Genomic DNA, 19811 nt, shown 5'->3' with positions numbered 1-19811 from the left:
GTGGCCGTGGCACCCTGGAGCCATGCCCGAAGGTGACACGGTCTGGCAGGCCGCGAAGCGGCTGCACGTCGCCCTCGCGGGCAAGGCGCTGACCCGCAGCGACTTCCGGGTGCCGCAGTACGCGACCGTCGACCTCACCGGCCGTACGGTCCTGAACACCGCCCCGCGCGGCAAGCATCTGCTCACGCGGTTCGAGGGCGGGCTGACCCTCCACACGCATCTGCGGATGGAGGGCGCCTGGAAGGTGTACGGCACGGGTGAGCGCTGGCGGGGCGGGCCCGGACACCAGATCCGTGTGATTCTCGGCGCCGCGGACGCCATGGCCGTCGGGTACCGCCTCCCGGTGCTGGAGTTCCTGCGCACCTCGGAGGAGGAACGCGTCGTCGGCCATCTCGGCCCCGATCTGCTCGGCCCGGACTGGGATCCCCGGCTCGCGCTCGCCAACCTCCTCGCGGACCCCGGCCGCCCGCTCGGCGAGGCCCTGCTCGACCAGCGCAATCTCGCCGGGATCGGCAACGTCTACAAGAGCGAGCTGTGCTTCCTGCTCGGCGTGACCCCGTGGCTGCCGGTCGGCGCCCTCCCCGCGGAGTGCGCCGAACAGCTGACGGCGACCGCCAAGAGGCTTCTGGAGATCAACCGCGAGCGCCCGGTCCGCCGGACCACGGACCGGCCCCGGCAGGATCTGTACGTGTACGGCCGCGCCCACCGCCCCTGTCTGCGCTGCGGCACTCCGGTCCGCGTGGCCGACCAGGGCGACGGTTCGCAGGAACGCCCCACCTACTGGTGCCCCGCCTGCCAGGCCGGCCCGGCCCCAGGCCCGGGGACCGCCCAGAAATGGCGGGAACGCTATCCACGCCCACCCCGGTGACCGACCTCACCCCGACACCACCCCCGAGCGCATCACCCCCAGGCGCCCCGAACGCCTTCAGCCCCTCAGCCCTCAGCCCCTCCCAGCCCCCAGCCGGCCAGCCCCCCAGACCCCAGCCCCCCGCAGGGGATCTACGCGGGGTCCGGTTCTTCGCCCGATCGGGGGCCTGCGGATTTTCCGGCCGCGTTCACCCGCCAGGCGCCCGCCCAGCGTCCGGCCGCCACCGCGCCCGCCGCCCGTTCCTTGTGCACGCAGTGCACCGGGAGCACGCTCAGCCCCCATCCGCCGACGGCGATGGCTCCTTCGAGCGCGCCCGCACCCTCTCCGAGAGTGATGCGCAGCACGGCCCACCACCAGGCCGCTCCGCAGCCCAGAACGGCCCCCCACCGCACCAGCCTTCCCACCACCATGGCCGCCCACCTCCAGCCGGACGTCAGACCGCCGTCTGGCCCGCGAGAAAGGCGCAGGCTCACTGATGCAACGCGGACACGGCCGGCTCCGGACGGCCGTCGGACACCGGACGCTTCACACACATCCGCTCCCTCCGGCCGGCTCGTCGGCAGGCACGTCCTCCCACGATGACCGCCCCGCCGCATACCGGCAAACGGAGCAAAGCGGCACCGGCCCACATCTACCCACCGCGCACCCGCCGCACCCGCCGGGAACACCCCGGTGCGGACCGTCCCGCTCGCGGACACGGGAAAGCCCCGGCCGGGCTTCCCCAGGTGATCCCAGGGAAGCCCGGCCGGGGCTTCACATCTGTCGTGCCGCTAGGCCGCGTACGCGTGTGTCACGCGGCGACCACGTCCACCGCCTCGGCGGGGGCCTTGATGGTCACCCGTTCCGGTGGCACACCGGTCACCGACACAGAACCCAGCATCGGACGGACCGGCGCGGGGACGGGATCGGTGGCGGCTGCGGACTGGGCCAGCTCGGCGAGCGCGAGCTCGTCGCTCACCTCTCGCATGAGTTCCGACATCCGTACGTCCAGCGCGTCGCAGATGGCGGAGAGCAGCTCGGAGGATGCCTCCTTCTGCCCCCGCTCCACCTCGGAGAGATAGCCGAGTGAGACTCGGGCGGACGAGGAGACTTCGCGCAGAGTACGGCCCTGGCGCTGGCGCTGCCGACGCAGCACGTCACCCAGCAGGCGACGGAGCAGAATCATCGGTGGCTCCCTCCTCGGACCGCGTAGCCGCATCCTTCTCGCCCCACCGTACCGCCTCGCGCTGCGGCCGTGCGGGGAGCGATGTCGTGTTCACTCAGGGCTGCAAACATCAAAACCCCCCGTTCCGTTCCGTATCCTGTGCCCGCTCATTCCCGGTCTGTTCGCCCGCAAGCTCGCTCAGGAGCAGTGCGAGTACGCTCCGTACACTCTCCATACGGATTTCCGTACGGCCGCCGTTCAACCGCAGAGCCTCCACTTTTCCGCCACCGGCGCAAACGGAGCCGTCCCGGAGGGGGCCGTCGACGGCCACGAAGACCGTTCCGACGGGCTGTCCGTCCTGCGGTTCGGGCCCGGCGACACCGGTCGTCGCGATGCCCCAGTCGGCCCCGAGCGCCTCGCGCACTCCGGCAGCCATCTGTGCCGCGACCTGCGGATCGACCGCGCCGCGCTCGGCCAGCAGGAGGGCGTCGACCCCCAGCAGCCGCTGCTTCAGCTCGGTGGCGTAGGCGGTGACCGAGCCCCGGAAGACCTTGGAGGCTCCGGGGACCGCGGTGATCTCCGCGGCCACCAGTCCGCCGGTGAGCGACTCCGCGACGGCGAGGGTCTCGCCGTTCACTGTCAGTAGCCGCACCAGTTCGGTGGCCGTGGAACTCAACGCTGCTTCTCCTCCAACGCCGCCGCGCGCTCCGCGATTCCCTGCCGGCGCAGGACCACCGCCTGCCTCACGTAGTCGAGGCCGGTGCCGACGGTCAGGACCACCGCGAGGGCCATCACCCAGAACCGCAGGGTGGCCAGCCAGCCCGTCAGCGCGAGCACGTACATGCCGACGGCGATGCCCTGGGTGAGCGTCTTCATCTTGCCGCCGCGGCTCGCGGGGATCACGCCGTAGCGGATGACCAGGAAGCGCATCAGCGTGATGCCGAGTTCCCGGCCGAGGATCACGGCCGTCACCCACCACGGCAGGTCGCCGAGGCTGGACAGACAGACGAGCGCCGCCCCCATGATCGCCTTGTCGGCGATGGGGTCGGCGATCTTCCCGAAGTCGGTGACCAGGTTGTAGGTGCGCGCCAGATGCCCGTCGAACAGGTCGGTGATCATGGCGATGGCGAAGGCGGCCCAGGCGAGCGAGCGCCAGGCCGGGTCGTAGCCGCCGTTCTCCAGCATCAGCACGACGAAGGCGGGCACGAGGACCAGCCGGAGCATAGTCAGCAGATTGGCCACGTTCCAGACACTGGCCTGGTTGACGGCCGCGGCCGCGATCTTCGCCCCGCGGGCCGGCTTCACCTGGCCGGACGCGTCGGTGCCGGGAGCGGGGGCGGAGCCGGAAGCCTCGGGTTCGACGCCGTCGGCGGCGGCCTTCCCGGGCGCGCTCCGCGCGCCGGAGGAGCCGCCCGCGGCGGATGCCGGGACTCCCGTCATCTGCCCGCCTCCTCGCTGCTCGCGGGCGCACCCGCCAGCGGCTCGGCCACCAGGTCGACACCCTCCGTGCCGACCACCTTCGCCTCGACGATACGTCCGACGCTCAGGCCCTCGCCGCTCGTGAGCAGCACCTGCCCGTCCGTCTCCGGCGCCTGGTGCGCGGCACGGCCGTACACGCCCTCCTCGGAGTCCACGGACTCCACCAGGACGCGGACGGTCTCACCGACGCGCTCCTCGGCACGCTGCGAGACGAGTTCCTCGGCGAGCCGGGAGATGTGCGCCAGGCGCTGGTCGACGACGTCCTGGTCGAGCTTGTGCTCGTACGTCGCCGCCTCCGTGCCCTCCTCGTCGGAGTAGCCGAAGACGCCGATGGCGTCCAGGCGGGCGCCGGTCAGGAAGCGCTCCAGCTCGGCCAGGTCGGACTCGGTCTCGCCGGGGAAGCCGACGATGAAGTTCGAGCGGACACCGGCCTCCGGGGCCTTGGAGCGGATCGTGTCGAGCAGCTCCAGGAAGCGGTCCGTGTCACCGAAGCGGCGCATGGAGCGCAGCACGTTCGGCGCGGAGTGCTGGAAGGACAGGTCGAAGTACGGGACGACGTTCGGCGTGGAGGTCAGCACGTCGATCAGGCCGGGGCGCATCTCGGCCGGCTGGAGGTAGCTGACGCGGACCCGCTCCAGGCCGTCGATGCCGGCCAGCTCGGGCAGCAGCGACTCCAGCAGGCGGATGTCGCCGAGGTCCTTGCCGTAGGAGGTGTTGTTCTCGGAGACCAGCATGATCTCCTTCACGCCCTGCTCGGCCAGCCAGCGGGACTCGTTGAGCACGTCGCTGGGGCGGCGGGAGATGAAGGAGCCGCGGAAGGACGGGATGGCGCAGAAGGAGCAGCGCCGGTCGCAGCCGGAGGCGAGCTTGACCGAGGCGACCGGGGCCCCGTCCAGCCGGCGGCGCAGGGGGGCGCGCGGGCCGGAGGCGGGCGCGACGCCCTCGGGGAGGTCGGTCGGGCCGTGTCCGGGCAGCGCGACGGCGGCGGCGGACTCCTGGCGCTCGGCCGGGCTGACCGGCAGCAGCTTGCGGCGGTCGCGCGGGGTGTGGGAGGCGTGGATGCCGCCGGACAGGATGGTCTGGAGGCGGTCGGAGATGTCGGCGTAGTCGTCGAAGCCGAGCACGCCGTCGGCCTCGGGAAGGGCCTCGGCCAGCTCCTTGCCGTACCGCTCGGCCATGCAGCCCACGGCCACGACGGCCTGGGTTCTGCCGTGGTCCTTGAGGTCGTTCGCCTCCAGGAGGGCGTCGACGGAGTCCTTCTTGGCGGCCTCGACGAAGCCACAGGTGTTGACGACGGCGACGTCCGCGTCCGCGGCGTCCTCGACGAGCTGCCAGCCGTCCGCCTCCAAACGGCCTGCGAGCTCCTCCGAGTCCACCTCGTTACGGGCGCAGCCAAGGGTGACGAGTGCGACGGTACGGCGTTCAGGCATGGGCTCAAGACTACTTTGTCTTGCCACCGCCCCATGTCGAAGGGGTTGGCCGATCTTGGCCAACCCCTTCACACCGGCTCCGCGAACTCCCCGGAGGCCCTGCTAGCCGACCTCGGGGTCGCCCTTGGTGTAGGTGAGGCGTTCCACGGCGCCCGGCCGGAAGTCGTCCTCGATCTTCTTGCCGTTGACGTACAGCTGGATCGCTCCGGCGTCGCCGAGGATCAGGTTGATCTTGGAGGAGTCCTGGAAGGTCTTGGACTCGCCCTTCTTCAGCAGACCGTCGAAGAGCATGCGCCCGTTGTGGTCCTTGGCGGAGATCCAGCTGCGCCCGTCGGGGGCGCTGACCTGCACGGTCACCTTGTCCTGCGGGGCGGCCGCGATGGCGCTGTCGGAGGGGTCGGACTTCGGCTGCGCCGGCTTCTCCTTCTGCGGCGCGGGCGAGGGGGACCTGCTCGCGGTGGGCGTGGCGGCACCGTCGGCGACCTGCGACTTGTCGTCGTTGCCGCTGCCGGCGCCCTTGAACGCGGTGAACCCGACGAAGCCGACCACGGCGACGATCGCGGCGACCATGGCGGCCGTCCAGTTGGGTCCGCGCCGCTCGGGGCGGATCCGCTCGGCCTCGAACAGGGGCGCCGCCGGGGTCGGGGCGGGCCGCCCGCCGTGCTCGGCGTCGAACTGCGCGAGCAGCGGTGCGGGGTCCAGGTGCACGGCCCTGGCAAGGGTGCGAAGGTGGCCGCGGGCGTACACGTCGCCGCCGCAGGGGGTGAAGTCGTCCGCCTCGATGGCGTGCACGATGGCGATGCGGACACGAGTGGCGGTGCTGACCTCGTCGACGGTCAGGCCGGCGGCGATGCGCGCCTGCTGAAGGGCTCGTCCGACGGAGGGACGGGCTTCTTCGGACACGTCGTTCAACGGACGCTCGTCCTCAGGGGAGTTGCCGATGGACACGGGGGCGCCTTTCGAGCGTGTGAGCCACCTGTGCTGGAGGTTCAGTCTAGGCGGGGTACGAAAGGGTGGGGCAACCGGGCGGTGGGATCGATACGCCATCGGTATGGCCGGTTCAGTCCGACGGCGTGGCACGGGTACGTGTCCCGGAACGGGCAGCGCACCTGTCGTGTCGCTCAACTTGACGTATGACAAAGGGAAACGGTTGCTCGCGGACTTCTAACAGGTCGGTCACGGCGGTGCGACCCGCCCGGCGTATCCGCGACACGCCGGGCCGCGCGCGCCGCCCTACCCCTCAGACTCCCCGCGAATGACCGCGAGCACGCCGTCCAGCTCGTCAGGCTTCACAAGAACGTCACGTGCCTTGGACCCCTCGCTGGGGCCGACGATGCCCCGGGACTCCATGAGGTCCATGAGCCGGCCGGCCTTGGCGAAGCCCACGCGCAGCTTGCGCTGGAGCATCGACGTCGACCCGAACTGGGTGGAGACCACCAGCTCCGCGGCCTGGCAGAGCAGGTCGAGGTCGTCGCCGATGTCCTCGTCGATCTCCTTCTTCTGCTTGCTGCCCACGGTGACGTCGTCCCGGAAGACGGGCGCCATCTGGTCCTTGCAGTGCTGGACCACGGCCGCGACCTCGGCCTCGGTGACGAACGCGCCCTGTATGCGGGTGGGCTTGTTCGCGCCCATCGGCAGGAACAGCCCGTCGCCCTTGCCGATGAGCTTCTCGGCGCCGGGCTGGTCGAGGATGACCCGGGAGTCGGCGAGCGACGACGTCGCGAAGGCGAGCCGGGAGGGCACGTTGGCCTTGATCAGGCCGGTGACGACGTCCACCGAGGGCCGCTGGGTGGCGAGCACCAGGTGGATGCCGGCGGCGCGCGCCAGCTGGGTGATGCGCACGATCGCGTCCTCGACGTCCCGGGGCGCGACCATCATGAGGTCGGCCAGCTCGTCGACGATCACCAGCAGGTACGGGTACGGCTTGAGCTCGCGCTCGCTGCCCTCGGGCAGCTTCACCTTGCCGTCGCGGATGGCCTGGTTGAAGTCGTCGATGTGCCGGAACCCGAACGCGGCCAGGTCGTCGTAGCGCAGGTCCATCTCGCGGACGACCCACTGCAGGGCCTCGGCGGCCCGCTTCGGGTTGGTGATGATCGGCGTGATCAGGTGCGGGATGCCCTCGTAGGCGGTCAGCTCGACCCGCTTGGGGTCGACGAGGATCATCCGGACGTCCTCCGGGGTGGCCCGCATCATGATCGAGGTGATCAGGCAGTTGATGCAGGACGACTTGCCGGAGCCGGTGGCGCCGGCGACCAGCATGTGCGGCATCTTGGCCAGCGAGTGCATCACGTACCCGCCCTCGACGTCCTTGCCGAAGGCGACCAGCATCGGGTCGTCGTCCTCGGCGGACTCCGCGAGGCGCAGGACGTCGCCGAGGTTGACCATCTCCCGGTCGGTGTTGGGGATCTCGATGCCGACCGCGGACTTCCCGGGGATCGGGCTGATGATCCGCACGTCCGGGCTGGCGACGGCGTACGCGATGTTCTTGGCGAGCGCGGTGATCCGCTCGACCTTCACGGCGGGGCCGAGCTGGACCTCGTAGCGGGTGACCGTGGGTCCGCGGGTGAAGCCGGTGACGTCGGCGTCGACCTTGAACTCGGAGAAGACGTTGCGCAGCGAGGCGACGATCGCGTCGTTCGCCTCGCTGCGGGCCTTGCCCGGTCCGCCGCGCGTGAGCAGGTTCAGGGACGGCAGCGCGTAGGTGATGTCGCCGGAGAGCTGGAGCTGCTCCGCGCGCGGGGGGAGGTCGCGGGGGGCCTGCGGGGGCGCCTTGGTGAGGTCGGGGACGCTCCCCGTCCCGAGCTTCTCCTGCCGGGGGCGGCCCGCCGGGACCGGCGCCGGGGCGGCGGCCGCCTGCGGGGCCGGTACGGGCGTGGTGTCCTCCAGGTCGCCCGTGCCCACGCCCTGGGTGAGGTCGGCGACGAGCGGGGACGGCGGCATCCCGTGCAGGACGGCACCGTCGAGCGCGGCGGCGGCAGCGGCGGCGACGTCCACGGCGTCCATCGGCCGGTTCGGGTCGGACGGGGACAGCGCGGCGCGCCGGGGGCGGCCGCGGCGCTGGGAGAGCGCGGCCTCCTCGGCGCCGTGCGGGTCGAGGGCGTCCGGGGCGCTCCGGCGTGCGCGCGGGCGCCCGGGCGATGCCTCGCGCCACTGCTCGTCGTAGCCCTCGTCGTCCTCGGGGAGGCCCTCCGGGGCGTAGTCGTGCAGCACGCCCAGGCGCGTGCCGAGCAGGCGCAGGCGCTGCGGGATGGCGTTGACCGGGGTGGCGGTCACCACGAGCAGGCCGAAGACGGTCAGCAGGACCAGCAGCGGTACGGCGAGGACCTCGGTCACCGTGAACGTCAGGGGGGTCGCCGCCGCCCAGCCGATGAGACCGCCGGCGTTCCTTATGGCCCGCATCCCGTCGCTGCGGGCGGGCGAGCCGCAGGCGATGTGGATCTGTCCGAGCACGCCGATGACCAGCGCGGACAGGCCGATCACGATCCGCCCGTTGGCCTCCGGCTTCTCCGGGTGCCGGATGAACCGTACGGCGATCACCGCGAGCAGTATCGGCACCAGCAGGTCGAGCCGGCCGAAGGCGCCGGTGACGAGGATCTCCACCAGGTCGCCCACGGGGCCGCGCAGGTCGGCCCAGGTACCGGCGGCGACGATCAGCGCGATGCCGAGGAGCAGCAGCGCGACGCCGTCCTTGCGGTGGGCCGGGTCGAGGTTCTTCGCGCCCTGCCCTATGCCCCGGAAGACGGCGCCGACCGCGTGCGCGACCCCCAGCCAGAGGGTGCGCACCAGTCGGTACACGCCCCCGGTGGGGCTCGGGGCCGGCCTCGGGGGCGCGGCCTTCTTCGCCGGAGCCCGGCGGGCGGGCGCGTTCCTGGCCGGGGCCCGCTTCACCGGCGCGTTCTTCGCCGCCGCCTTCCGCGCCGGAGCCTTCGCGGGAGCGGCCGCCTTCTTGGCGGGCTGCTTCTTGGCTGCGGAGGGACGTGAGGCCATGGGTGTGAGGTTACCGGGGGAGACGACAGCGGACACGTGTGCCCAGCGCTTCACCCGTTCGTGTCGCCCTTGCCGGGGCCGGGAACTGACGCACCTTCACGCGGCGCCCGCCGGCCCCCGCTCCGTCAGTTCTGCGGCGCCGGCACCACGCCCGGGCCGCCGGTTCCCGGCTCCAGGGCGTCCAGCGCGCGGCGCAACCCGGTGAGCTTGCGCTCCAGATGGGCCGCGGTGGCTACGGCGGCCGCGTCCGCGGACTCGTCGTCCAGCTGCTTGGACAGCGCCTCGGCCTGCTCCTCCACGGCCGCGAGCCGCGCGGAGAGCTCGGCGAGCAGACCCGCCGACTCCTTGCCGCCGACCGCGCTCCTGCCGCCGCCCTCCAACTGGAGCCGCAGCAGGGAGGCCTGCTCCCGCAGCTGACAGTTCTTCATGTAGAGCTCGACGAACACCGAGACCTTGGCGCGCAGCACCCACGGGTCGAACGGCTTGGAGATGTAGTCGACCGCGCCCGCCGCGTAGCCCCGGAAGGTGTGGTGGGGACCGTGGTTGATCGCGGTGAGAAAGATGATCGGAATGTCCCGCGTACGCTCGCGCCGCTTGATGTGGGCGGCGGTCTCGAAACCGTCCATGCCCGGCATCTGGACGTCCAGCAGAATGACCGCGAAATCGTCCGTGAGCAGTGCTTTGAGCGCTTCCTCCCCGGACGATGCCCGCACCAGCGTCTGATCGAGCGCAGAGAGGATGGCCTCCAGCGCCAGCAGATTCTCCGGCCGGTCATCGACCAGGAGGATCTTGGCCTTCTGCACCATGGCCCGCCCTCCTCGCCCCGGCGGTACACCGGGCGCCGCCCCAGGGGACGACTCCCTTTCGCCGCCCGTCCTTGTGCCGGTCATCGTAGCCGCACCCCGCCCGTCGCCACACCCTGTCACCGTGATGTCACTGTGCACGTAGCGGAAACGCGGGGTGCGCCCCGAACGTTCCCGGAATCCTGGATTCCATCACGTTCTTCCGGCCCGTGCGCGGACAGCTCCGCATGCACACCCGACGTTTCCGCAACGTTCACGAACGGAAGGGCCGTTCCGTCACGCCTCCCCCATCCACTGCCGCATGACCGCCAGCAGGTGGTCGGGGTCGACGGGCTTGGTGACGTAGTCGGAGGCGCCCGACTCGATCGCCTTCTCCCGGTCGCCCTTCATCGCCTTCGCGGTCAGGGCGATGATCGGCAGCCCGGCGAACTGCGGCATCCTGCGGATCGCCGTGGTCGTCGCGTACCCGTCCATCTCCGGCATCATGATGTCCATCAGGACGACCGCCACGTCGTCGTGCTGCTCCAGCACCTCGATGCCCTCGCGGCCGTTCTCGGCGTACAGCACCGAGAGCCCGTGCTGCTCCAGGACGCTGGTGAGCGCGAAGACGTTGCGGATGTCGTCGTCGACGATCAGCACCTTCTCGCCGGCGAAGCGCACCGCGCGGGCCGGCTGCGGGACGCTCTCCTGATACTCCGTCGCCGCCCACTGCCCGAGCCGCGGCTCGGACGAGGGCAGGCTCCTGCGGCGCCGCCGGAACAGCGCGGCGGGCCCGCTCTGCGTCTCGCGGTACGACTTCACCTCCGCCGGCGTCTCGATCTGCGCGCCGGACAGCTCCAGGGACAGCCGGGCCTCGGACGCGACCAGCTCACCGGCCTCCAGCGGGGCCACGGACTGCTGGTAGCCCTGCGGCGGCAGCTCGCTCGGGTGCAGCGGGAGGTACAGCGTGAACGTCGAGCCGCGGCCCGGTTCGCTCTGCGCGTGGATCTCACCGCCGAGCAGCTGCGCGATCTCCCGCGAGATCGACAGGCCGAGCCCGGTGCCGCCGTACTTGCGGCTGGTGGTGCCGTCCGCCTGCTTGAACGCCTCGAAGATGACCCGCATCTTGCTGGCCGCGATCCCGATACCGGTGTCGGTCACCGAGAACGCGATCAGCTCGGCGTCCGGATCGGTCAGCGAACCGGCCTCCAGCAGCTGTTCGCGGATCGACTGCGGCACACCCGGACCGGCGGGCCTGATCACCAGCTCCACCGACCCGGAGTCGGTGAACTTCACCGCGTTGGACAGCAGGTTGCGCAGCACCTGCAACAGCCGCTGCTCGTCGGTGTGCAGGGTCGCCGGCAGCTCCGGGGAGACCCGTACGGACAGGTCCAGGCCCTTCTCCGCGGTCAGCGGGCGGAAGGTCGCCTCCACGTAGTCCACGAGCTGCACGAGCGCGATACGCGTCGGGGAGACGTCCATCTTGCCCGCCTCGACCTTCGACAGGTCGAGGATGTCGTTGATCAGCTGGAGCAGGTCCGAGCCGGCGCCGTGGATCGTCTCGGAGAACTCGACCTGCTTGGGCGAGAGATTGCCCTCCGCGTTGTCCGCGAGCAGCTTGGCGAGGATCAGCAGCGAGTTGAGCGGGGTGCGCAGCTCGTGCGACATGTTGGCGAGGAACTCGCTCTTGTAGCGCATCGAGACCGCGAGCTGCTCGGCACGCTCCTCCAGGACCTGCCGGGCCTCCTCGATCTCGGTGTTCTTCACCTCGATGTCCCGGTTCTGCCGTGCCAGCAGCTCGGCCTTCTCCTCCAGTTCGGCGTTGGAGGCCTGCAGCGCCTTCTGCCGGATCTCCAGCTCCGCCGAGCGCTCCCGCAGCTGCTCGGTCAGCTCCTGCGACTGCTTCAGCAGCTGCTCGGTCTTGGTGTTGACCGAGATGGTGTTGACGCTGGTCGCGATCATCTCGGCGATCTGGTTCAGGAAGTCCTTCTGGATCTGCGTGAACGGCGTGAAGGACGCCAGCTCGATCACGCCGAGCACCTTGCCCTCGAAGAGCACCGGAAGCACGATCACCTGCGCGGGCGGGGCCTCGCCGAGCCCGGAGGAGATCTTCAGATAGCCGCTGGGCGCGTCCGCGACCAGGATGGTGCGCTTCTCCTGGGCGGCCGTGCCGATCAGCCCCTCCCCCGGCATGAACGACGTCGGCATGGAGCCCATCGAGTAGCCGTACGAGCCGAGCATCCGCAGCTCGTAGCGGTCCTCGTCGTCGGTCCCCAGGTCCTGGCCCTCCATCAGCGGCATGGTCAGGAAGAACGCGCCGTGCTGCGCGGAGACCACCGGGGTCAGCTCGCTCATGATCAGCGAAGCCACGTCCTCCAGGTCCCGGCGGCCCTGCATCAGGGCGGAGATACGGGCCAGGTTGCCCTTCAGCCAGTCCTGCTCCTTGTTGGCGATCGTGGTGTCGCGCAGGTTGGCGATCATCTTGTTGATGTAGTCCTGGAGCTCCTGGATCTCACCGGACGCGTCCACGTCGATCTTCAGGTTCAGGTCGCCACGTGTCACCGCGGTCGCCACGCGCGCGATGGCGCGCACCTGCCGGGTCAGGTTCCCGGCCATCTCGTTCACCGACTCGGTGAGGTCCCGCCAGGTGCCGTCGACGTCCCGCACGCGCGCCTGGCCGCCCAGCGCGCCCTCGGTGCCCACCTCGCGGGCCACCCGGGTGACCTCCTCGGCGAAGCTGGACAGCTGGTCGACCATCGTGTTGATCGTCGTCTTCAGCTCCAGGATCTCGCCCCGGGCGTCGATGTCGATCTTCTTGGTCAGGTCGCCCTTGGCGATCGCCGTGGTGACCATCGCGATGTTGCGCACCTGACCGGTCAGGTTGGACGCCATCTGGTTCACGGACTCGGTGAGGTCCTTCCACGTGCCGGCCACACCGGGCACGTGCGCCTGACCGCCGAGGATGCCGTCCGTGCCCACCTCACGGGCCACCTTGGTGACCTGGTCGGCGAACGAACTCAGCGTCTTCACCATGGTGTTGATGGTGTCCGCGAGCTGCGCCACCTCACCGCTCGCCTCGATGGTGACCTGGCGGGTCAGGTCACCGTTGGCGACCGCCGCCGCGACCTGGGAGATGTTGCGCACCTGCATGGTCAGGTTGTTGGCCATCAGGTTCACGTTGTTGCTCAGGTCCTTCCAGATGCCCGTGACACCCGGAACGCGCGCCTGGCCGCCGAGGATGCCCTCGGTGCCCACCTCACGGGCCACCCGGGTCACCTGCTCGGCGAAGCTGGACAGCTGGTCGACCATCGTGTTGACCGTCGTGACGAGTTCGAGGATCTCGCCCTTGGCGTCGACCGTGATCTTCTTCGACAGGTCGCCCTTGGCGACCGCCGTGGTGACCTCGGCGATGTTGCGCACCTGGATCGTCAGGTTGTTCGCCATGAAGTTCACGGACTGCGTGAGGTCCTTCCAGGTGCCCGAGACACCCTGCACCTCCGCCTGGCCCCCGAGCATGCCCTCCGTGCCCACCTCGCGGGCGACGCGCGTGACCTCCTCGGCGAACGACGACAGCTGGTCCACCATCGTGTTCAGCGTGTTCTTCAGCTCCAGGATCTCGCCGCGCGCGTCCACGGTGATCTTCTGGGACAGGTCGCCGCGGGCCACCGCGGTGGCCACCTGGGCGATGTTGCGCACCTGGCCGGTCAGGTTGCCCGCCATGCCGTTCACGGACTCGGTGAGGTCCCGCCACACACCGGCCACACCCGGCACCTGCGCCTGACCGCCGAGCCGTCCCTCGGTACCCACGTCACGGGCCACCCGGGTCACCTGGTCGGCGAACGCGGAGAGCTGGTCCACCATCGTGTTGATGGTGTTCTTCAGCTCCAGGATCTCGCCGCGCGCGTCCACGTCGATCTTCTGCGACAGGTCACCGCGGGCCACGGCCGTCGTCACCTGGGAGATGTTGCGCACCTGCATGGTCAGGTTGTTGGCCATCAGGTTGACGGAGTCCGTCAGTTCCTTCCAGGTGCCGGACACGCCGTCCACCCGGGCCTGGCCGCCCAGGCGGCCCTCCGTGCCCACGTCCCGGGCCATCCGCGTGACCTGGTCGGCGAAGCTCGACAGCTGGTCCACCATCGTGTTCACGGTGTTCTTCAGCTGGAGCATCTCGCCGGACACGTCGACCGTGACCTTCTGCGACAGGTCGCCGTTGGCGACCGCCGTGGTCACCTGGGCGATGTTGCGCACCTGACCGGTCAGGTTGCGGAACGCGGTGTTGACCGAGTCCGTCAGGTCCTTCCAGGTACCGGCCGCGCCCGACACCTGCGCCTGGCCGCCCAGTTCACCCTCGACACCGATCTCCCGCGCGACACGGGTCACCTCGGCGCCGAACGCCGACAGCTGGTCGACCATGCCGTTGACGGTGTTCTTCAGTTCCAGCATCTCGCCGGCCACGTCGACCGTGACCTTCTGCGAGAGGTCACCGCTGGCCACGGCGGTCGTCACCGCGGCGATGTCGCGCACCTGGGTCGTCAGGTTCCGGAACACCGTGTTGACCGAGTCCGTGAGGTCCTTCCAGGTACCGGCCGCGCCCGGCACATTGGCCTGCCCGCCGAGCCGGCCCTCGCCGCCGACCTCGTTGGCGACGCGCGTGACCTCGTCCGCGAAGATGCGCAGCGTCTCGGTCATCTGGTTGATCGTCTCGGCGAGCTGCGCGACCTCGCCACGCGCCGGGACCGTCACCTTCTGGGAGAGGTCACCGTTGGCGACGGCGGTCGTCACCTGGGAGATCCCCCGCACCTGCGCGGTCAGGTTGCCGGCCATCGTGTTGACGGAGTCGGTCAGCTCCTTCCACACACCGGCCACCCCGGGCACCTGCGCCTGGCCGCCCAGGATGCCCTCGGTGCCCACCTCGCGGGCGACGCGGGTCACCTCGGAGGAGAAGGAGGACAGCTGCTCCACCATCGTGTTGACGGTGTTCTTCAGCTCCAGCATCTCGCCGGCCACCTGGACGGTGACCTTCCGCGACAGATCGCCGCCGGCGACCGCCGTCGTCACCAGGGCGATGTCACGCACCTGCGCGGTCAGCCGGTTCGCCATCGTGTTGACGGACTCGGTGAGGTCCTTCCACGAACCCGACATGCCCCGCACCTGGGCCTGGCCGCCGAGCTTGCCCTCCGTGCCCACCTCGATGGCCACCCGGGTGACCTCGTCGGTGAACGTGGAGAGCTGGTCGACCAGGTTGTTGACGGTCCGGCCGACCTTCAGGAACTCGCCCCGCAGCGGATGCCCGGTGCCGTCCGGCGCCTGGGTGCGCAGGTCCATCCGCGGCGACAGGTCGCCCTCGGCGACACCCGTCAGGACCCGGCTGACCTCCGAGACGGGCCAGACGAGGTCGTCGACGAGCGCGTTGGAGTTGTCGATCGCCGCGGCCCAGGACCCCTCGCAGGCTCCCGTCTCCAGCCGCTCCGTGAGTTTTCCCTCACGTCCGACCATGCGCCGCACCCGGGACAGCTCGCCCGTCAGATGCAGATTGCGGTCGGCCACCTCGTTGAAGACCGCCGCGATCTCCGACATCACTCCGTCGCCGGACACCGTGAGCCGCTTGCGGAAATTGCCGTCGCGCATCGCCATGAGGGCCGCCAGCAGGCGGTTCAGGGCAGCCGTGTCCACGGCGGTGGTACCGCCGCTCCTGCCCAGGGACGGTCCGCCCTTCGCGCGCGTCTTCGTGCCCCGCGTCGCTCCGCCAGACTCCACTGTGTCCCTCCCGGAGGGGTAGACCGCCTATTGCTGTGCTCGCCCGCTTCGGCCCGGTGCCGGTTCCCGGCGATCCGGATGCTTCCGCGTGCTCGGTTCCGCTCGGTACTGCCGCCGGACAGGTTCCGGCTTCCTCACGGGATCCGGCGCACCAGGCGCTGCTGCCCGCCGTACACGGCGCACACGCAACCCGGCCCGACCTTCCTCCCAAGCCTGCCCAGTGTTTCACCCCGGCCGAACCAGGCCATAACAGTTCGGCAGCTTCGCACACCGTTCGCACACCCTGGGGGTAAACACCTGCGACCGGGATCCGCTCGGACGGCGAAGGTAAGTAACCTTGCATGCGGCTGTCCAGCCGCACCGGTCCCGACCGGCCTGGGCGGTGGCACGAGCACGAGCGGGCATCGGAGGGGCGGCCGCAGACCATGACCACCGGACTGATCCCCGGGGGAGCATCCCCGGAGCCACGGCCGACGGACGAACCGATGCCGCAGCAGCGGCACGAGCCGGACGGCCGAGCAGCCCTGCACGACGACAGGCCGAGGAGTTCTGTGATCACCGCGCGCGCGGCCGCCAGCTTCGAGCCCGTGGGACGCTCCGTCGCGACCGCCCGCTCCTTCGTCCGGGACACGCTCCAGGGCTGGGGCTTCGCCGACATCGTCGACGACGCCGTGGTGCTCACCAGCGAACTGGTCACCAACGCCGTCGTCCACGCGGGGACGCACGCCGACGTCCTGTGCCTGCGCACCGAGGACGGCGTGCGCATCGAGGTCTCCGACCGCTACCCGGAGCGCGAGGTGCCGCTCCAGAGCGCCCACGCGGTCATGAGCAGCCCGGACCGCGAGGGCGGCCGCGGGCTCCAGCTCTGCGCGGCCCTGGCCACCCGCTGGGGCGTCGACTACACCCCCACGCACAAGAGCGTCTGGTTCCACCTCGACCTGCCCGAGCGGCCCGTCGGCACCCGCGCCGCCGGACCCTCGCTCCCCGCCGACCTGCTGCCGCTGGCCGACGGCCGGGTGCGCGTCGCCGTCCTCCAGATCGACCGCAAGGGCGCCATCGGCTCCTGGAACGAGGACGCCGAGGACCTCTTCGGCTACGCGGCCCACGAGGTCCTCGGCAAGCCCCTCACCGATCTCGCGGCGTGGCCGCACACGCCCGGCACCGCCACCGGGATCGCCGAGGCCCTCCAGCTCTCGCGCTGGGAGGGCAGTTACGGCATCCGCGGCTCGGACGGCCGGGTCGCGCCGGTCTACGCCTCCCACCTGAGGGTCCGCGACACCGGGGGCGAGCCGTCCACGGTGTGCCTGCTGGTGCGCGACCACGAACGGGCGGTCCTGCAGACCCCCTTGCGGGTGTCCTCCGCGGACCAGGGCAACGGCGACGGGCAGAGCGCCGACCCCTTCGAGGTGTTCATCGGCTCCCCGGCGCCGGACGACCTGGACGGTCTCCTGCAGCGCACCGTGGAGCGCTCCCGCGACATGCTCGACGGGGACTCCGCCTTCCTGCTGCTCGCCACCGACGACGAGACGGAGCTGGAGGTCCGCGCCTCCACCGGACTGCCCTCCGCACGCCAGCGCTTCGCCCGGGTCCCCGTGGAGGCCGGCCCCGGCCGCTACGGCTCCGCGCGCATGCCGGCCGTGCACGACGACCTCGACGCCGTCCCCGGCGCCGTGCCCCTCCTGTCCGGCACCGGCATGCGTTCGGTGGTCACGGTCCCCCTCAAGGTCGAGGGCCGCCTCACCGGTTCCCTCGGTGTCGCGGCGGAGGCGCCCGGCAGATACACCAACGAGGAGGCCCTGCGCCTGCAGTTCGCCGCCGACCGGATCGCGCTGGCCGTCGAGTCCGCCCGCCTGGGCGAGCTGGAGCGGCTGCGCCGCGGCTCCCTGAGCTTCCTGGTCGAGGCCTCCGACCTGCTGGCCGGCACCCTGGACCGCGACCAGACGCTCGCGCTGATGGCCCAGATGACGGTGCCGACCCTCGCCACCTGGTGCGCGGTGTACACGATCGCCGACCAGGCCTCCGACCCGTATCTGTCGTACGTGCTGCACGAGGACGAGGAACTCATCGACGGCATCAAGTCGTTGCTGTCGAAGGTCGCCCCGCCCGATCCGGTGCCGACGCCCGGTGCCCGGGTGTGGACCGTTCCCGGCGAGGTCGCCCACCAGGCGGCGCTGCGCAGCTCGATGCGCAGCCTGGGCCTGGCCGGCGGCCCGACCCACCAGATCACCGCCGCCATAGGGCCGACGCTGGCCACGGCCTCCGCGGTCGGCGGCGAGACGGTCGTCCTGCCGCTCGTCGCCCGCAACCGCGTCATCGGCATGCTGGTCCTCGGCAAGCCGACCGACGAGCACTTCCGCCAGGAGATCCTGGAACTGGCGGAGGACCTGTCCCGCAGGGCCGCCCTGGCCCTGGACAACGCACGCCTGTACTCGGAGCGCACGGCCATCAGCCAGGCGCTCCAGCGCAGCCTGCTGCCGCCCGGCCTGCCCCACATCGACGGCGTCGAGGTCGAGGTCATCTACCGCGCGGCCGGCGAGGGCAACGAGGTCGGCGGTGACTTCTACGACCTCTTCCCCATCGGAGACGGCGCCTACGGCTTCGCCATCGGCGACGTCTGCGGTACGGGCCCCAACGCGGCGGCGGTCACGGGCCTGGCCCGGCACGCGCTGCGCCTGCTGGCCCGCGAGGGGCTCCCGGGCCCGGCCGTCCTCCAGCGGCTCAACTCCGCGATCCTCGACGAGGGCGACCGCAGCCGCTTCCTGACCCTGCTCTACGGCGAGTTGCGCCCTCAGGCGGACGGCAGCGCCGAGCTGAAGGTGGTGTGCGCCGGCCACCCGCTCCCGCTGCGCCTGCGCCAGGACGGCACGGTCGCGGCGGCCGCGGAGCCGCAGCCGCTGCTGGGCGTCATCGAGGACCTGGAGCTGTACGAGGAGACGGTCACGCTCGACCCCGGTGACGTCCTGCTGTGCGTCACGGACGGCGTCACCGAACGCCGCGAGGGCACGCGCATGTTGGGCGACGACGGCCTCGCCGACGTCCTCACCACGTGCACGGGCCTCACGGCGGGCGCGGTCGCCGCACGCATCATGCGGGCGGTGGAGCGCTTCGCGTCGGACGCCCCGTCGGACGACATGGCGATCCTGGCGATGCGGGTCCCCGGTCTCCAGCAGGACTGACCGAGGGCCACTGAGAGCCGCTGAGGACCGCTGAGAGCCGTCCCGTTCCCGTTCCGTCCCCGTCCGGCACGTCCGTGTGCGGGGACGGGGCGGCGCCGGCCGGTCCCGGATTCCGTGCCGGGAAAACGAAAAGGCCCCGCCCGATGGGCGAGGCCTTTTTCGTGGAGCCCCCAAACGGAATCGAACCGTTGACCTTCTCCTTACCATGGAGACGCTCTGCCGACTGAGCTATGGGGGCCTTGTTGTCTTTGAGGTTTCCCTCGCTGCCAACAAGAAGATCGTACCCCGAACCGGCCCGTCTTCCCAAATCCGTTCGCGCGCGTTCAGAAGGCGGGCTGAAGCAGTCCGCCAAGAGCGTTGCAGGCGGCGACGATCCGCTGCATCTCCCGTTTCGTCAGGGAGGGGTCGACGGGCAGCGCCAGTGTCTCGCCGGCGGCCCGTTCGGTCTCCGGGAGTTCCACACAGCGGCGGAACTCCGGCAGTCGGTGCACGGGCGTCTTCACCGGCACCCGGCAGTCGACGCCCCGGGCCCGCAGCGCCTGGGCGAACGCGTCGCGGTCCGGACGGCCGTTGCCCGGCACCCGCACCACGTACTGCTGATAGGTGTGCCCGGCGCCGCCCTCGGGCGTCCGCACGCCCTTGAGCTTGGCGTCGAGGTACGCGGCCCGTTCCCTGCGCTGTGCCATCTCGTCGTACGGCACCTCGGACTCTCCCTGTTCCAGCACCAGCAACCCGTGTCGGCGTCCGAGCGCGCGCAACCGCCCGGTGTCGGCCTGCCTTCCGAAGCGGTGCACGGCAACGACGGCCGCGGTGCGGGAGGTTACCGCGGCCTCCACCGAGGCCGGGTCCAGGCAGTACGTGAGCGGGTCTATGTCGGCGAACACCGGACGCGCACCCGCCAGGGTGACGGCCTCGGCGACGTCGACGCTCCCGAATGCCGGTACGACGACCTCGTCGCCGGCTCCCGCGCCGGCGGCCCTGAGCATTGCAGCAGTACCCATGTGACGGATATTGAGCGCGCAAAGTGAACGTAAAGTTACGCAGAACAAAAAAGGGTTGAACCCTGAACCGAAGTTCAGGATCCAACCCTTTCAAAATTTGTTCGGCGGCGTCCTACTCTCCCACAGGGTCCCCCCTGCAGTACCATCGGCGCTGTGAGGCTTAGCTTCCGGGTTCGGAATGTAACCG

At 70.9% G+C, this 19811-nt stretch carries 12 protein-coding genes, 1 tRNA gene and 1 rRNA gene; 2 read left to right on the top strand and 12 right to left on the bottom strand.

The features are described 5' to 3' along the window. Positions 1-22: 22 nt before the first annotated feature. Positions 23-868, top strand: coding sequence for an Fpg/Nei family DNA glycosylase (locus tag ACIPRD_RS15215; protein ID WP_401563217.1), 846 nt, complete (start codon positions 23-25; stop codon positions 866-868). A gap of 131 nt (positions 869-999) precedes the next feature. Here ACIPRD_RS15215 and ACIPRD_RS15210 read toward each other — a convergent pair whose 3' ends face one another. The 9 genes from ACIPRD_RS15210 to ACIPRD_RS15170 all read right to left on the bottom strand — a co-directional run bounded on the left by ACIPRD_RS15210 (position 1000) and on the right by ACIPRD_RS15170 (position 15447). Then, positions 1000-1278: a hypothetical protein gene (locus ACIPRD_RS15210; RefSeq protein ID WP_356406969.1), complete on the bottom strand. Its 279-nt coding sequence runs from the start codon at positions 1276-1278 to the stop codon at positions 1000-1002. A 380-nt stretch (positions 1279-1658) separates the two neighbouring features. After that, positions 1659-2033: a helix-turn-helix domain-containing protein gene (locus ACIPRD_RS15205; RefSeq protein WP_129306211.1), complete on the bottom strand. Its 375-nt coding sequence runs from the start codon at positions 2031-2033 to the stop codon at positions 1659-1661. 109 nt (positions 2034-2142) lie between these two features. Continuing rightward, positions 2143-2688 carry a CinA family protein gene (locus ACIPRD_RS15200; RefSeq protein WP_356406972.1) on the bottom strand — a complete coding sequence of 182 codons (546 nt, stop codon included), beginning with the start codon at positions 2686-2688 and terminating at the stop codon, positions 2143-2145. Then, a complete protein-coding gene (pgsA, locus tag ACIPRD_RS15195; RefSeq protein WP_356406974.1) occupies positions 2685-3452 on the bottom strand; it encodes a CDP-diacylglycerol--glycerol-3-phosphate 3-phosphatidyltransferase in 768 nt (255 codons plus the stop codon). The genes ACIPRD_RS15200 and pgsA overlap by 4 nt, the downstream gene beginning before the upstream one ends. Further along, complete coding sequence (rimO, locus tag ACIPRD_RS15190; protein WP_401563214.1) at positions 3449-4921, bottom strand: 30S ribosomal protein S12 methylthiotransferase RimO; 1473 nt, start codon at positions 4919-4921, stop codon at positions 3449-3451. Before rimO ends, pgsA begins: the two co-directional genes overlap by 4 nt. Positions 4922-5023: 102 nt before the next feature. After that, positions 5024-5869, bottom strand: a complete 846-nt coding sequence (locus ACIPRD_RS15185; protein WP_356406980.1) for a RodZ domain-containing protein — start codon at positions 5867-5869, stop codon at positions 5024-5026. A gap of 285 nt (positions 5870-6154) precedes the next feature. Further along, positions 6155-8908, bottom strand: a complete 2754-nt coding sequence (locus ACIPRD_RS15180; RefSeq protein ID WP_401563212.1) for a DNA translocase FtsK — start codon at positions 8906-8908, stop codon at positions 6155-6157. Between the two features lie 125 nt (positions 8909-9033). Next, positions 9034-9714, bottom strand: a complete 681-nt coding sequence (locus tag ACIPRD_RS15175) for a response regulator (RefSeq protein WP_356406986.1) — start codon at positions 9712-9714, stop codon at positions 9034-9036. Between the two features lie 273 nt (positions 9715-9987). Further along, positions 9988-15447 (bottom strand): HAMP domain-containing protein, encoded by a 5460-nt coding sequence (locus ACIPRD_RS15170; RefSeq protein ID WP_356406989.1) that lies wholly within the window; start codon positions 15445-15447, stop codon positions 9988-9990. A 425-nt stretch (positions 15448-15872) separates the two neighbouring features. Here ACIPRD_RS15170 and ACIPRD_RS15165 point away from each other — a divergent pair, with 425 nt between their 5' ends. Continuing rightward, positions 15873-18623 carry a SpoIIE family protein phosphatase gene (locus tag ACIPRD_RS15165; RefSeq protein ID WP_356406992.1) on the top strand — a complete coding sequence of 917 codons (2751 nt, stop codon included), beginning with the start codon at positions 15873-15875 and terminating at the stop codon, positions 18621-18623. A gap of 162 nt (positions 18624-18785) precedes the next feature. Here ACIPRD_RS15165 and ACIPRD_RS15160 read toward each other — a convergent pair. The 3 genes from ACIPRD_RS15160 to rrf form a co-directional block, all read right to left on the bottom strand. Then, a tRNA-Thr gene (locus ACIPRD_RS15160) sits at positions 18786-18861 on the bottom strand. An 85-nt stretch (positions 18862-18946) separates the two neighbouring features. Then, entirely contained in the window at positions 18947-19609 is a 663-nt protein-coding gene (locus tag ACIPRD_RS15155) for a DegT/DnrJ/EryC1/StrS family aminotransferase (RefSeq protein ID WP_401564160.1), read from the bottom strand. 114 nt (positions 19610-19723) lie between these two features. After that, positions 19724-19811, bottom strand: a 5S ribosomal RNA gene (gene rrf, locus ACIPRD_RS15150); the annotation flags it as partial.

This window comes from Streptomyces sp. NPDC090108 (assembly GCF_044747185.1).
In the GTDB taxonomy this organism is placed as follows: Bacteria; Actinomycetota; Actinomycetes; order Streptomycetales; family Streptomycetaceae; genus Streptomyces.
The sequence above is the reverse complement of the archived record's forward strand: the minus strand, read 5'-3'. Positions and strand labels throughout refer to the sequence as shown.